This window comes from Microbacterium sp. LKL04 (assembly GCF_900102005.1).
Classification (GTDB): Bacteria; Actinomycetota; Actinomycetes; order Actinomycetales; family Microbacteriaceae; genus Microbacterium.
This window is the reverse complement of record NZ_LT627736.1, coordinates 222,094-235,530: the sequence shown is the minus strand read 5'-3', so window position 1 is coordinate 235,530 and position 13,437 is coordinate 222,094. Positions and strand designations below refer to the sequence as shown.

General features: G+C 71.1%; 12 protein-coding genes. 5 read left to right on the top strand and 7 right to left on the bottom strand.

Features of this window, described 5'->3' with window-relative positions; genetic code table 11:
- Window positions 1-127: 127 nt before the first annotated feature.
- Both BLP38_RS01200 and BLP38_RS01195 read left to right on the top strand, forming a co-directional pair.
- Window positions 128-958 (top strand): endonuclease domain-containing protein, encoded by an 831-nt coding sequence (locus BLP38_RS01200; protein ID WP_231916538.1) that lies wholly within the window; start codon window positions 128-130, stop codon window positions 956-958.
- A gap of 140 nt (window positions 959-1,098) precedes the next feature.
- The gene (locus BLP38_RS01195; protein WP_231916537.1) at window positions 1,099-2,892 is read left to right on the top strand and encodes a glycoside hydrolase family 2 protein; all 1,794 of its coding nucleotides are present in this window, start codon (window positions 1,099-1,101) and stop codon (window positions 2,890-2,892) included.
- A 190-nt stretch (window positions 2,893-3,082) separates the two neighbouring features.
- Here BLP38_RS01195 and BLP38_RS01190 read toward each other — a convergent pair whose 3' ends face one another.
- Window positions 3,083-4,873: a DEAD/DEAH box helicase gene (locus tag BLP38_RS01190; RefSeq protein ID WP_091351839.1), complete on the bottom strand. Its 1,791-nt coding sequence runs from the start codon at window positions 4,871-4,873 to the stop codon at window positions 3,083-3,085.
- 134 nt (window positions 4,874-5,007) lie between these two features.
- Between BLP38_RS01190 and map the strand changes: the two genes are divergently transcribed.
- Together map and BLP38_RS01180 are read left to right on the top strand one after the other, a co-directional pair.
- A complete protein-coding gene (gene map / locus BLP38_RS01185; protein WP_020098103.1) occupies window positions 5,008-5,781 on the top strand; it encodes a type I methionyl aminopeptidase in 774 nt (257 codons plus the stop codon).
- Between the two features lie 49 nt (window positions 5,782-5,830).
- Window positions 5,831-7,030, top strand: a complete 1,200-nt coding sequence (locus BLP38_RS01180; protein WP_091351837.1) for a pyridoxal phosphate-dependent aminotransferase — start codon at window positions 5,831-5,833, stop codon at window positions 7,028-7,030.
- A 100-nt stretch (window positions 7,031-7,130) separates the two neighbouring features.
- Here BLP38_RS01180 and BLP38_RS01175 read toward each other — a convergent pair whose 3' ends face one another.
- From BLP38_RS01175 to BLP38_RS01160, 4 genes are read right to left on the bottom strand one after another with little or no spacing between them, the layout of a single operon-like run.
- Entirely contained in the window at window positions 7,131-8,267 is a 1,137-nt protein-coding gene (locus tag BLP38_RS01175; protein WP_091351835.1) for a UDP-N-acetylmuramate dehydrogenase, read from the bottom strand.
- Entirely contained in the window at window positions 8,267-8,674 is a 408-nt protein-coding gene (locus tag BLP38_RS01170) for a MaoC/PaaZ C-terminal domain-containing protein (protein ID WP_091351833.1), read from the bottom strand. The genes BLP38_RS01175 and BLP38_RS01170 overlap by 1 nt, the downstream gene beginning before the upstream one ends.
- Window positions 8,671-9,117: an FAS1-like dehydratase domain-containing protein gene (locus tag BLP38_RS01165; protein WP_165971285.1), complete on the bottom strand. Its 447-nt coding sequence runs from the start codon at window positions 9,115-9,117 to the stop codon at window positions 8,671-8,673. The genes BLP38_RS01170 and BLP38_RS01165 overlap by 4 nt, the downstream gene beginning before the upstream one ends.
- A 37-nt stretch (window positions 9,118-9,154) precedes the next feature.
- The gene (locus BLP38_RS01160; RefSeq protein WP_091351829.1) at window positions 9,155-9,952 is read right to left on the bottom strand and encodes a sulfite exporter TauE/SafE family protein; all 798 of its coding nucleotides are present in this window, start codon (window positions 9,950-9,952) and stop codon (window positions 9,155-9,157) included.
- Between the two features lie 88 nt (window positions 9,953-10,040).
- Here BLP38_RS01160 and BLP38_RS01155 point away from each other — a divergent pair, with 88 nt between their 5' ends.
- Entirely contained in the window at window positions 10,041-11,075 is a 1,035-nt protein-coding gene (locus tag BLP38_RS01155; RefSeq protein ID WP_091351827.1) for a lactonase family protein, read from the top strand.
- A 6-nt stretch (window positions 11,076-11,081) separates the two neighbouring features.
- Here BLP38_RS01155 and BLP38_RS01150 read toward each other — a convergent pair whose 3' ends face one another.
- Together BLP38_RS01150 and BLP38_RS01145 are read right to left on the bottom strand one after the other, a co-directional pair.
- Window positions 11,082-11,639, bottom strand: a complete 558-nt coding sequence (locus BLP38_RS01150) for an NYN domain-containing protein (protein ID WP_091351825.1) — start codon at window positions 11,637-11,639, stop codon at window positions 11,082-11,084.
- Window positions 11,640-11,708: 69 nt separating this feature from the next.
- Window positions 11,709-13,436 (bottom strand): ABC1 kinase family protein, encoded by a 1,728-nt coding sequence (locus BLP38_RS01145; RefSeq protein ID WP_091351824.1) that lies wholly within the window; start codon window positions 13,434-13,436, stop codon window positions 11,709-11,711.
- Window position 13,437 lies beyond the last annotated feature (1 nt).

Genomic DNA, 13,437 nt, shown 5'->3' with positions numbered 1-13,437 from the left:
CTCCGCCGCTGACGCGGCAATGCGCATCGCCGCCGAGGACTCCTCCACCCGCACGTCGATGGGTGCGTGATCCACGACCTCGGCGGGTGGACGACACCTGAGGACGGCTTCACGAGAGGGTGCGGTCGTGTGCGAGGACGGCGCTGGGCTGACGACGACGGCGGAACTCCGGAGATCGGGCCTGAGTCCCTCAGCCATCGCCGCCGCGGCACGGGCGGGCGCGATCTCTCGGGTCCGCCGCGGCACCTACGCCACCCGCGGGGCGTGCGCGCCCGTGCGGGATGCCGCGCGGCACGGCGGCGTCCTCGGCTGCGTGAGTGCGGCTCGCCACCTCGGCCTGTGGACGCTCGATGTCGGCGCCGACATCCATGTGTGGATGCGGGCCGACGGTCACCGCCTTCCCCATGACGGATGCCGGTGCCTCGACCACTGGGACGCTGCACCGGCGCCCGGGCGCCTCGCGCCGGCATCCGTTCCTCGCGTGCTGCGGCAGATCTGGCTGTGCCGCGGAGTCGAGGAGTTCTTCGTGGCAGTCGAGTCGGCGCTGCACCTCGGCATGCTCACGCCTGCGGGCCGCGCGTGGCTGCGCCGGACGTGCGGAGACGCGGCCCGCGCGGCCCTGGACTTCGCCGGGCCGCACTCCGAGAGCGGCCTCGAATCGCTCCTGCGCTGGCGACTGCGCGGCACCGGCGTCTCGATGCGCGCCCAGGTCGAGATCACCTCCGTCGGACGGGTCGACTTCCTCATCGGCGACCGGATCATCCTCGAGGCCGACGGCGCGGAGCACCACGCATCACCCGCGGCGCGCCACCGCGACCTGGTGCGCGACGCGAACGCGGCGGCATGGGGCTACGTCACGCTGCGGGTCGATTACGCGATGATCGTCCACGACTGGGACACCGTCGTCGCCGCCCTGCGCGGGCTTCTGGACGCCGGCATCCACTGCGATCGCGCCTGAGGCGAGCCGTACGGCGGAGATCCGAGCCGACACTCCGACGGACGGATGCCGTACGGCGGCGCGTCTCGAGGATCTCCGCGGCTCGACCCGAGTCTCACCGCGGCGCGCACACCGCCCCGAGGTCGGGCATGCTGGTGCGCATGAGCGACGACGATGTCACCTTCCGCGCGAGCACGCAGGACGGCACCTACCCGAGACCCCAGCTCGTCCGAGGCGCGTGGGCCGACCTCACCGGGACCTGGGGCTTCGCCTTCGACGACGAGGATGCCGGGGCCCGGCTCGGCTGGGAGGGCACCGGCATCCGTTCGGGTCGGATCATCGTCCCCTTCCCGCCCGAATCGACCGCCTCGGGAGTCGGGGACACCGGCCCGCACCGCGTGCTCTGGTACTCGCGCGACCTCACCGACCCGGATCTGGATGCCGCCGGGCACGGTGACGGGCGCCGCCTGCTGCTGCATTTCGGCGCCGTCGACTACCGCTGCGAAGTCTGGATCGGCGGTCGCTCCGTCGGGCGGCACGAGGGCGGTCACACGCCGTTCTCCTTCGACATCACCACCGCCGTCGCCGCGGGAGAGCGGACGGTCGTCGTGCGGGTCGAGGACGATCCCACCGATATCGCGCAGCCCCGCGGCAAGCAGGACTGGCTCGAGCAGCCGCATTCGATCTGGTACCACCGGACGTCCGGGATCTGGCAGCCGGTCTGGCTCGAGAGCGTGCCCGAGGTGCACGTCGCAGCCGTCCGCTGGACGACCGATCCGCGCGGGGGCACGATCACCCTCGACCTCGAGCTGTCCGCTCCGTCGGAAACCGGGATCGAGGTCGATCTGTCGTTCGAGGGGCGCACGCTCGTTAGAGGCGCGGTCAGGTCCGCAGCGCGCGAGGTGACCGTGATCCTGCCCGTCGCGGACCTCGCGCACGGTCAGGCGTACGAGGAACTGCTGTGGTCGCCCGAGCACCCTCGCCTCGTGGACGCGAGGATCACGGTCGGCGACGACGTCGTGGACTCGTACCTCGGCATCCGGACCGCCCACGTCGCCCGGGGCCGGTTCTGGCTGAACGACCGCCCGTACTTCGTGCGGTCGGTCCTCAATCAGGGCTACTGGCCCGACACGCATCTCGCTGCGCCGTCGGCGGAGGCGTTGCGCGACGAGGTCGAGCTGATCCGCTCGCTCGGCTTCACGGCGACACGCGTGCATCAGAAGTTCGAGGACCCCCGGTTCCTGCTCGCGGCCGACCAGCTGGGCCTGCTGGTGTGGGGCGAGGCGCCCGGCACCTACACGTTCACGCAGACCGCGATCGAGCGGACAACGCGCGAGTGGCTCGAGGTCGTGCGGCGCGACGCATCCCACCCCTCGATCGTCACGTGGGTGCCGCTCAACGAGAGCTGGGGCGTGCAGCACATCGCGAGCGACCCGCGCATGCAGCACTTCGCCCGAGCGCTCGTGTCGCTGACGAAGGCTCTCGACCCGACCCGCCCCGTCGTCTCGAACGACGGCTGGGAGCAGGTCGACACCGACATCGTCGCGATCCACGACTACGAGTGGCGGCCCGAGGTGGTTCGGGAGCGCTATCGGACGGATGCCGGCATCCGGCACCTTCTCGACACCACGGGCCCCGCGGGTCGCGACCTGATCCTCAGCGGCGATGTCGCCGATGCGCCCGTGATGCTCACCGAGTTCGGCGGCATCTCGTTCGACACCGCGGCGGCCGAAGGGGCGTGGGGGTACTCCTCCGCGACCTCACCGGACGACTTCGCGGAGCGCTTCGAGGGCCTCATGGCAGCCGTCCACGCGAGCGAGGTGCTCGCCGGGTTCTGCTACACCCAGCTCACCGACACGCTGCAGGAGACCAACGGGCTGGTGACCGCCGACCGCACACCGAAGATCGCGGTCGACCGCATCCGCGCCGCCATCACCGGGGGTGCGGACGGCTGAGCGGTAGGGCGGGGCGGCCGTCAGCGGATGCAAGAGTTTCGGCGCGACACACCGCAAGTCTCACCCTTCACCCGGCGCGTCGCGCGCGATCCCTTGCATCCGCGACCGGCAGCGGCCCTGGCCCGAAACGGCGGCCGGATATCGCCGACCGAGCGGATGCCGCGGCACGCCGCTCGCTCAGCGGATGCCGTCAGTCGCGGCCGTGACGCGGCTTGCGCTCCGGGCGGTCGTCGTACGAGCGCTTCGGGCGGTCGTCGAAGGAGCGCTTGGGACGCTCGCCGCCGGGGCGGCCGCGATCGGGGCGGATCTCGATGAGCTGGCCCGAGATGCGGGTGCCCTTCAGACGCTCGAGGACCGAGGCATCCATCGAGGTCGGGAGCTCGACGAGCGAGAAGTCGGGACGGATCGTGATCGCGCCGAAGTCGTCACGGCCGAGGCCGCCCTCGTTCGCGAGCGCTCCGACGATCTGGCGCGGCTCGACGCGCTGACGACGCCCGACCGCGATGCGGTACGTCGTGAAGTCGCCCTTGCCGCGGCGCTCGCGGGGGCCGTCGGCGCGTGCCGGCCGGTCCTTGCGCGTGCCGCGCTCGGCGTCGGCGGCCAGCGTCTTGGCGAGCTGGTCGGCTGCCGGGTCGAGCAGCAGCGGCGTCTCACCCTGCGCCACGACGGCGAGGGCGGCGGCGACGTCCTGCTCGGGCACGTCGTGGTTGCGGACGTAGTGCGCGATGACGTCGCGGAACCCGGTGATGCGGTCCGTCTCGGCGAGCGCGGCGGTGATCGCGTCGTCGAAGCGGGCGAGACGGGTCGAGTTGATGTCCTCGGTCGTCGGCAGCTGCATCTGCGTCGGCGCCTGACGCGTCGCGCGCTCGATGTGCGCGAGCAGGTAGCGCTCGCGCGGGGTCACGAAGCTGATCGCGTCGCCCTTGCGCCCGGCGCGGCCGGTGCGGCCGATGCGGTGCACGTACGACTCGGTGTCGGTCGGGATGTCGAAGTTCACGACGTGGCTGATGCGCTCCACGTCGAGACCGCGCGCGGCGACGTCGGTTGCGACGAGGATGTCGAGCTTGCCGTCCTTGAGCTGCTGGATGCTGCGCTCGCGCTGCGGCTGCGGGATGTCGCCGTTGATCGGCGCCGCGCTGAAGCCGCGGGCGCGCAGCTTCTCGGCGAGGGTCTCGGTCTCGTTCTTCGTGCGGACGAAGATGATCATCCCGTCGAAGTCCTCGACCTCGAGGATGCGCGTGAGGGCGTCGACCTTCTGCTGGTACGACACGATCAGGTAGCGCTGCGTGATGTTCGTGTTCGTGGAGGTCTTGGTCTTGACCGTGATCTCCTCCGGGTCGCGCAGGTACTGCTGCGCGAGACGACGGATGGATGCCGGCATGGTCGCCGAGAACAGGGCGACCTGCTTCTCGGCGGGCGTCTTGGCGAGGATCTGCTCGACGTCCTCGGCGAAGCCCATCTTCAGCATCTCGTCGGCCTCGTCGAGGACGAGGTTCTTCAGCTGCGAGAGGTCGAGCGTGCCCTTCTCGAGGTGGTCCATGATGCGGCCGGGGGTGCCGACGACGATGTGCACACCGCGGCGAAGGGCCGACAGCTGCACGCCGTAGCCCTGGCCGCCGTAGACGGGGAGGACGTGAACGCCCTTCATGCGGGCGGCGTAGGACTCGAACGCCTCGCAGACCTGGAGCGCGAGCTCACGGGTCGGGGCCAGGACGAGCGCCTGCGGCGTCTTCTGCGTCAGGTCGAGGTTCTCCATGATCGGCAGCGCGAATGCGGCCGTCTTGCCGGTACCGGTCTGCGCCATTCCGACGACGTCGCGGCCGCCGAGGAGGACGGGGATGGTCGCGGCCTGGATCGCGGAGGGCGTCTCGTAACCGAGGTCCTTGATGGCGGCGAGGACGGGACCGGTCAGACCCAGCTCGTCGAAGCCGGGGAGGGCGGGGGTGTCTGCGGGTTCGGTCGGGGTCTGGGGGTCACTCACCTATCCACCGTAGTGGAGCGGGCTGTGAAGCGCCCGGGCCGGTCAGCCGGCGGCGCTGCGCTACGCTCCCGACCAGCCTTCACGGTGCGGACGTATGATTGTCCGTTGCGCCTGCCGACCGAACGGACTGCCTCGTGATCGAGATCCTCACCCCTGACCAGATCGACCGTGCCCGCACGACGGGTGGACTCGTCGGCGACATCCTGCACGGGATCAAGGAGCGCGTGAAGCCGGGGACGAACCTCCTCGAGATCGACGCGTGGGCGAAGGACATGATCCTCGGCGCGGGCGCCGAGTCCTGCTACGTCGACTACGCGCCGTCGTTCGGTCGCGGCCCGTTCGGCCACTACATCTGCACGGCCGTGAACGACGCCGTCCTCCACGGCCGGCCCCGCGACCAGCGTGTCGTCGCGGGCGACCTCCTGACCCTCGACCTCGCGATCAAGACGAGCGGCGTCGCCGCGGACGCCGCGATCAGCTTCACCGTCGGCGGCGGCGCCCACGCCGAGAACGACCCGCTGATCACCGCGACCCAGGAGGCCCTGGCCGCCGGCATCGAGGCGGCGCAGCCCGGCGCCCGGATCGGTGACATCTCGGCCGCGATCGGCGACGTCCTCACCGCAGCGGGCTACCCCGTCAACACCGAGTTCGGCGGTCACGGCATCGGCACGACGATGCACCAGGACCCGCACGTGTCGAACATCGGCCGCGCGGGCCGCGGTTACCGTCTGCGCCCGGGCCTCATGCTGGCGATCGAGCCGTGGGTCATGGTCGACACCGACGAGCTGAAGGTCGACGACGACGGCTGGACGCTCCGGAGCGCGACGGGATGCCGCACCGCGCACACCGAGCACACGGTGGCCATCCTCGAATCGGGCAACGAGATCCTCACGCGCCCCACGCGCTGACCCGCGACACACCTCTCGTCCGGGCGATGCCCGACGGTACGCTCGGAGGGTGACCGAACGCGCCCCCGTCTCCCGCAAGCTCTCCGCCATCGCCGAGTCCGCGACCCTCAAGGTCGACGCCAAGGCCAAGGCCCTGCAGGCCGCCGGTCGCCCGGTGATCTCGTACGCGGCCGGAGAGCCCGACTTCGCGACGCCGCAGTTCGTCGTGGATGCCGCAGCCGAGGCCCTGCGCGACCCCGCGAACTTCCGCTACACGCCCGCCGGCGGCCTCCCGGTCCTGCGCGAGGCGATCGCCGCGAAGACGCTCCGCGACTCGGGTCTCGAGGTCGCGCCGTCGCAGGTCATCGTCACCAACGGCGGCAAGCAGTCGGTGTACCAGGCCTTCCAGGCCGTCGTGAACCCCGGCGACGAGGTCCTCCTCCCGGCCCCCTACTGGACGACGTACCCCGAGGCCATCGCCCTCGCCGACGGCGTGCCCGTCGAGGTGTTCGCCGGTGCCGACCAGGAGTACAAGGTCACCGTCGACCAGCTCGAAGCTGCCCGCACCGACAAGACCACGGTGCTCGTGTTCGTGTCGCCGTCGAACCCGACCGGCGCCGTCTACACACCCGACGAGACGAAGGCCATCGGCGAGTGGGCCCTCGCCCACGGCATCTGGGTGATCAGCGACGAGATCTACCAGAACCTCGTCTACGAGGGCGCGCGGGCCCAGTCCATCGTCGAGGCCGTGCCGGAGCTCGCCGGTCAGACGATTCTCGTGAACGGCGTCGCGAAGACGTACGCCATGACCGGCTGGCGCGTGGGCTGGATGGTCGGCCCCGCCGACGCCATCAAGGTCGCCGGCAACCTGCAGTCGCACCTGTCCTCCAACGTCAACAACATCGCCCAGCGCGCCGCCCTCGCCGCCCTCACCGGGCCGCAGGACGAGGCCGAGAAGATGCGGCAGGCGTTCGACCGTCGTCGCGGGCTCATCGTCTCCGAACTCGCGAAGATCCCGGGCGTCACCGTCCCGAACCCGCTCGGTGCCTTCTACGTCTACCCCGACGTGACGGGCCTGCTCGGCCGTGAATGGGACGGCGTCCGCATCGAGACCTCCCTCGAGCTCGCCGACCTCATCCTCGAGCGCGCCGAGGTGGCCGTCGTCCCGGGCGAGGCCTTCGGCCCTTCGGGCTACCTGCGCTTGTCGTACGCGCTCGGCGAGGACCAGCTGCTCGAAGGCGTCCAGCGCCTGCAGCGCCTCTTCGCCTGAGGCCGGCGGACTCCGCCGACGATCGCCGACGTCCCACTCCGGCCGGGAATGAGAGCACTTTTCCCGGCTGGAGTGGGACCTCGGCGTCGGGTGAGCCGAGTCAGAGCTCGACGTCGAAGAACACCGGCTCGGGCTGCAGGAGCACACCGAACTCGGACTGCACGCGCTGCTGGATGAGCCGCGCGAGGGCGGCGACCTCCTCGGCCGTCGCACGTCCCCGGTTCGTGAGCGCGAGGGCGTGCTTGGTCGACAGCGATGCCTGCGACCCGGGCAGGCGGAAGCCCTTGCGCATCCCCGCGTGCTCGATCAGCCAGGCGGCGCTGATCTTGACGGGAGCGGGTCCCCCGGTGCGCGGCGGGATGAACCCCTCGAACCGGTCGAGCGGGATGACGCGATCCGCCTCGAGGGCGGGGGCCATCGACCAGCGCGGCGCCTCCGCGGGGAGGGTCGCGGCGAACTGCGCCGACACGACGGGGTTCTGGAAGAACGACCCGGCACTCCACGTGTCGTGGTCGTCCTCGTCGAGCACCATGCCCTTGCGGGCGCGGATCTCGAGGACGGTCTCGCGGATCCACGCGAGCGGGACCGCGGCATCCGCGTCGAGTCCCAGCGCCGACCGCAGCTGCGCCCCGCGGACGGGAACGGCGCTGTGGCCGACCTGCGCGAGTTCGAGGGTCACCGACAGGATCACGGCGGAACGCTCGGGCACCGAGCCGTAGTGCTTCTTCAGGACCGACGTGCGAAGACCGAGACCGAGATCGGATGCCGGGACCACCGACACCTCTCCGGTCGACTCGTCGATCAGCTCCACCTCGACGAGCGTCTCGACGATCTCCTGGCCGTACGCACCGATGTTCTGGATGGGAGCGGCGCCGGTCGTGCCGGGGATCCCCGCCATGGCCTCGATCCCGCTCAGACCCGCCGCGACCGTCTGCGCCACGAGGTCGTCCCACGAGTGGCCCGCCTGCACTCTGAGGCGCACGTGACCCGGGTTCGGCGAGGGCAGCCGTTCGATCCCGGTGGATCGGACGAGGATCACCGTGCCCTCGAACTCGTCGTCGGCGAACAGCAGGTTCGAGCCGCCGCCGAGGACCAGCCACGGGTCCCCCGCCGCCCAGACATCGCGGAGCGCGTCGGCGAGCTCGTCTGCCGTCGTCGCCTCGATCATCCGCTGCGGCGACCCGCCGACGCGGAGCGTCGTGAGCTGGGAGAGCGGGACGGGCGTGATCTCGGGCATCAGGATGCCGCGCGGACGCGCACCTGCGCCTTGCCGAGGACCGTGGTGCCGTCGTGGCTGACGGTCAGGTCGATGCGAACGGCGTCGCCGTCGAGCGCGCCGACCTTCGCGACGACCGTGACGTCGGCTCCGGTCTCGGCGTCGACGACGACAGGGCGCGTGAAGCGCACACCGTATTCGAGGATGCGCCCGGAGTCGCCGAGCCACTCGACGATCGTCTCGACGGCGAGACCCATCGTCAGCATGCCGTGGGCGAGGACGCCGGGCAGGCCGACGCGCTCGGCGACGGCGTCGTTGTAGTGGATGGGGTTGAAGTCGCCCGACGCGCCCGCGTACCGGACGAGCGACGCGCGGGTCAGGTGGACGGTGCGCTCGGCCACGACGGTGCCGATCTCAAGAGAGGTCATTCGTCTCCTCCGACCAGCAGGACGGACGTCGCCGTGACGACATGGTCGCCACCGGCATCCGTGATCTCGGCCTCACTCGTCACCATCGCACCCTTGCCGAACGCACGGATGCCGGTGACCGTCAGACGCCCGGTCAGCTCGTCGCCGGCGACGATGGGCCGCGTGTAGCGGAAGCGCTGCTCGGCGTGCACGACGCGCTCGAGCACGATGCCCGAGTCCGGTTCGCTCAGCAGCTGCTGCAGGGTGATGTCCTGGATCACCATCGCGAAAGTGGGCGGCGCGACGACGTCGGCGTAGCCGAGGGCCTGGGCGGCGGCGGGGTCGTCGTGCTGCGGGTCGGTCGCGAAGACGGCGCGGGCGAACTCGCGCACCTTCTCGCGGCCGACGAGGTACGGGGCGGTCGGCGGGAAGGCTCGACCGAGCAACTCGGGATTCACAGGCACCGCACGATCCTACCGTCCGGGCCTCCTGCGGGCCCGGTCAGCGGGCGCGATGGGCGCGGACCGCTTTGACCCCGAGCTGCACCGCGATGAAGGTGAGGTAGACCGCGAAGAGGACGTTCGCCGTGAAGGGATCGACGAGGGTCGCAAGCCAGGCGCCGAGGGCCGTGGTCGTGCACGCCGCGACGCCGATGACCGCCGCCGCGACGAGGTCGACGTTGTGGCGCCGGAGGTTGCCGATCGTCCCCGAGATCGCGGTCGGGATCATCATCAGCAGCGAGGTTCCTTTGGCGACGAGGTCGCTCGTGCCGAAGAGGAACATGAGCGCCGGCACGACGATGACGCCGCCGCCGACACCGAGGAGGCCCGCCATGATCCCGGTGAAGACACCGAGCACCGCGAACCCGATGCCGGTGCCCCACGTCAAGGGGACCTCCGCCTCACGGGAGGGCACCACGATGAACAGCATCACGATCACGACGACGAGGAAGGCGATGAAGCCCCAGCGGATCGCGTTCTGGGGCAGCCGCGCCAGCAGCCAGGTGCCGATCTGAGCGCCGACGACGGCGGCCGCCGCGAGGATGATCGCGGGGATCCAGGCGACGGCGTCGACGGCGGCGTAGGAGATGACGCCCACGGCGGCGGTCGGCACGATGGCGGCGAGCGAGGTCCCCGCTGCCCGCCGCTGATCGAAGACGAGCAGCGTCAGCAGGAGCGGGACGATGACCGTGCCGCCGCCGACGCCGAACATCCCCGACATGAGCCCGGCGAGCAGGCCGATCGCGAGGGCGCTCAGGTAGTAGCGCGGCGTACGGTCGGTGGTCGGGAGCGCGGTCACGAGGGCAGATCCGACACGAAACGCATGCGACGACCCTACTCCCGCGCCGACGCGGCACCGCTCGCAGGGAGCGGCATACGATCGATTCATGTCCTCTTCACTCGTCCTCGTGGCCAACGCCGGTGACTCCTCGATCAGCACCTTCCGCGTGACGGATGCCGGGCTCGAACGCCTCGCCGTGACGCCCGGAACCACCGGGTGCTCGAACTTCGCCGTCGACGGCGACCGCGGCCTCGTGTACGCGTCGGTGAAGGCGGACGACGACAACGCGGAGGCCGGCATCCTCACCCTGGCCCTCGACCGCGAGACCGGCGCGCTGACCCCGCTCTCGCGCGTCGCGCTGCCCGGCGGCGCGATGAACTACCTCGCCCTCACCCGCGGCGGGTCGGCCCTCCTCGGTGCCGCCTACTCGGGCGGCTACGGCATCGTCTGCGCCGTCGGCGAGGGCGGTGTCGTCTCGGCGCCGACCGCCGAGGTTCGCTTCCCCCGTCTGCACTCGGTGCTCGCGAGCGGGGACGGGCGCCACGCCTACTTCGTCTCGCTCGAGACCGACCTCATCGCCCAGTACGCCCTGGGCGAAGACCTCTCCCTGTCGCCCCTCGAGCCGGCGACCGCCGAAGCCCCCACCGGGAGCGGGCCGCGGCACCTCGCGTTCAGCGACGACGAGGCGACCGTCTACGTCCTCACCGAGTTCACCGGCGAGGTGCTCCGCTACCGCCGCGACTCCGCGACCGGAACGCTCGACCTGATCGACGCGACCCCCGCTCACGATCCGTCCGAGAAGCTCCGCCACAGCGTCATCGACGAGGACCCGCGCGAGAACCACTACGTCTGGGGTGCGGACATCCACCTCACCGACGGCGTGGTGTGGGCGTCCGAGCGCACGGCGAGCACCCTTGCCGCGCTGCGCATCGACGGCGACGGCTCTCTCTCGGAGCCCGCGGGGTTCGTCTCGACCGAGACGCAGCCGCGCGGCTTCGCCGTCAGCCCGGACCGCACGCTCCTCGTCGCTGCCGGCGAGGGCTCGACGACGGTGTCCCTCTACCGCGTCGACGACGCCGACCTGCACCTGCAGGGCCGGTACGAGACCGGTCGCGGCGCGAACTGGGTGCGCTTCGCCTGACCCCGCTCAGCGCAGGAACTGCTCCGGGTCGAACTCGTCGATGGGGATGATCCGCACGCGCGGCAGCTGCGCGTCGAACGCTCCCGCGTCGTATTCGAGGTCGAAGAAGCGGATGCCGGGGATCTGAGCGAAGCCGGCGTTGCGGAACTCCTCGAAGGCCAGCACACCCACCCGGCGCGAGCCGTCGGCGAGGACGCCGAGGTCGTCGACGAAGTCGCCGTCGTGGCTGACGAGCACGACGTCGTCGCCGTGCTCCTGCAGGGCGCGGAGCGTCCGCTGGATGGCGAGGTCGACGACCTTCTCGTCGGGGTCGCCTGACAGCGGCACGGGCTGGTAGCCGAGCGCGAGGAGGGCCTGCACGAACGACATCGGCAGGTTCGTCGAGGCGTTCAGGAAGAAGAGCCCGCGCGCGTCCTGATTCCACTGGTCGGCGACGAAGGAGAGGATCCGGTCCCATCGGGGCCGCTCATCGGGCTGCGGACGCCGCCCCAGGATCGAGCCGCCGAGCGTCGCGTCGATGTTCTCACCGTCGACGAGGATCCAGGTCCTGCGATTGCCGGCCATGCCGCCTCCTCCGCGCGCGCCGTTCGAGCCGTGCCGGCGCGCCCGACTCATCCTAGGCGGCGCCCCGCCTCACCAGCGGCGGCCGAACACCCCGGCGAGAAGGGCATGACCCAGCGGCAGCAGGGAGCCGGTCATCAGCACGCCGCCGAGCACGGGATCGTCCGGGCGAAGGGTGGCACCGCCCACGAGGAGTGCGGCGAACAGCAGCCCCGACAGGGTCCGCCGTCCCAGCTGCTCCAACCGGGCGACGCGACGTTCGAGTGCCGGGTCGGGGAACGAGACGCGTCGGTCCTCGATCCGCGTGAGGAAGCCGTCGACCCGGCCGGGAAGCCGCGCGGCCGTGGTCACACCGGTGACGGCGCGCCGCAGCACGTCGGTGACGGCGTTGCGTCCCTCCTCGCGCACGAGACGCGAGGCGTACGGCTCGACGGCGTCCCAGAGGTTGAAGGCCGGGTCCAGCGCACTGCAGACACCCGAGGTGAGCGACATCGCGCGCACGATGAGGAGGAAGTTCTCCGGCAGTTGGAACGGCAGAGACCGCACGACGTCCTGGAACTCGATCGCGAACGCGCGGAACTCCCGCGGGTCCACCTCTCGAAGTTCGGCGAAGCCCATCCCGCCGAACCGCGCGAACAGCTGCGTCATCGCGCGCTCGAGCTCGGTCGTATCGGCGCTGGGCAGCAGCACTCCCACGTCGCGGATGCTCTGGACGAGCGCGACGCCGTCCCGCGCCGCGACGGCGATCATGAGACGCCGCAGTCCGTTCCGCAGGCTCGGCGGGACCTCGCCCATCATGCCGAAGTCGATGAACGTGAGCCGCCACCGCGGAGCGTCGGCACCGGCGGCATCCGTCCCCGTCAGCGGCGTCACGAAGATGTTCCCCGGATGGGGATCGGCGTGGAAGAACCCGTGCGTGAACACCTGGTCGAACATGACCGAGGCGAACACCTGGGCGACCTCTGCCGGGTCGATGCCCGCCGCAAGGAGCGCCTCGTGATCGGTGATCTTGATCGCCGTGACGTCTTCGAGGGTGAGGGTCCGGCGCGAGGTCCGCTCCCAGACGACGGCGGGGACCCCGACGCGCGGGTCGCCGGCGAAGTCCGCCGCGAAGCGCTCACCGTTGGCGGCCTCGTGCAGGTAGTCGATCTCCTCGAGGCTCGTCTCGGCGAACTCCTCGACGAGCTGGGGCGCGTCGACGCGGTCCGACACGATGCGGACGTGGCTGAGCCAGCGTCCGACTCGGCGGAGCGCGGCGAGGTCGGTGTCGACGATCCGCTGGATGCCGGGCCGCTGCACCTTGACCACGACGGCGTCGAGTCCGGTGAGCGCGGCATCCTCCTCCGCCAGGCGGGCCCGATGGGCCTGACCGAGGGATGCCGCGGCCACCGGCACCGTCTCGACGCCCGCGAACGCGCGACCGAGCGGAACCCCCAGCTGCCCTTCGGCTTCGGCGCGGATCTCGGGGAACGGAACGGCGGGGACCTCGTCCTGCAGACCTTCGAGTTCCTTCGTGATCTCGGGAGGCAGGACGTCCAGTCGCGACGACATGAACTGACCGACCTTGATCATCAGTCCACCGAGATCGATCGCGAGTGCATGGAACCGGCGTGCGATGCGCTGCATGCGCGCCGACCGTCCGCGCACGCCGATCCAACCGAGGCCGATCCGCGGCAGGAAGAGCTCGAACCACCACGTGACGACGAGCGCCCTCGCCGCGAACCGGAGGATGCGTCGATAGCGCGCCCGCGCGTCGCGGTCGTCGGGAAGGTCCTCGCCTTCCCGACGCCGTGCTGCCACG

Coding starts and splice junctions, on each gene's coding strand:
- BLP38_RS01155 (WP_091351827.1), top strand. CDS start 10,041: ATGTCCTCTTCACTCGTCCTCGTGGCCAACGCCGGTGACTCCTCGATC.
- BLP38_RS01170 (WP_091351833.1), bottom strand. CDS start 8,674: ATGACCTCTCTTGAGATCGGCACCGTCGTGGCCGAGCGCACCGTCCAC.
- BLP38_RS01195 (WP_231916537.1), top strand. CDS start 1,099: ATGAGCGACGACGATGTCACCTTCCGCGCGAGCACGCAGGACGGCACC.
- BLP38_RS01175 (WP_091351835.1), bottom strand. CDS start 8,267: ATGCCCGAGATCACGCCCGTCCCGCTCTCCCAGCTCACGACGCTCCGC.
- BLP38_RS01150 (WP_091351825.1), bottom strand. CDS start 11,639: ATGGCCGGCAATCGCAGGACCTGGATCCTCGTCGACGGTGAGAACATC.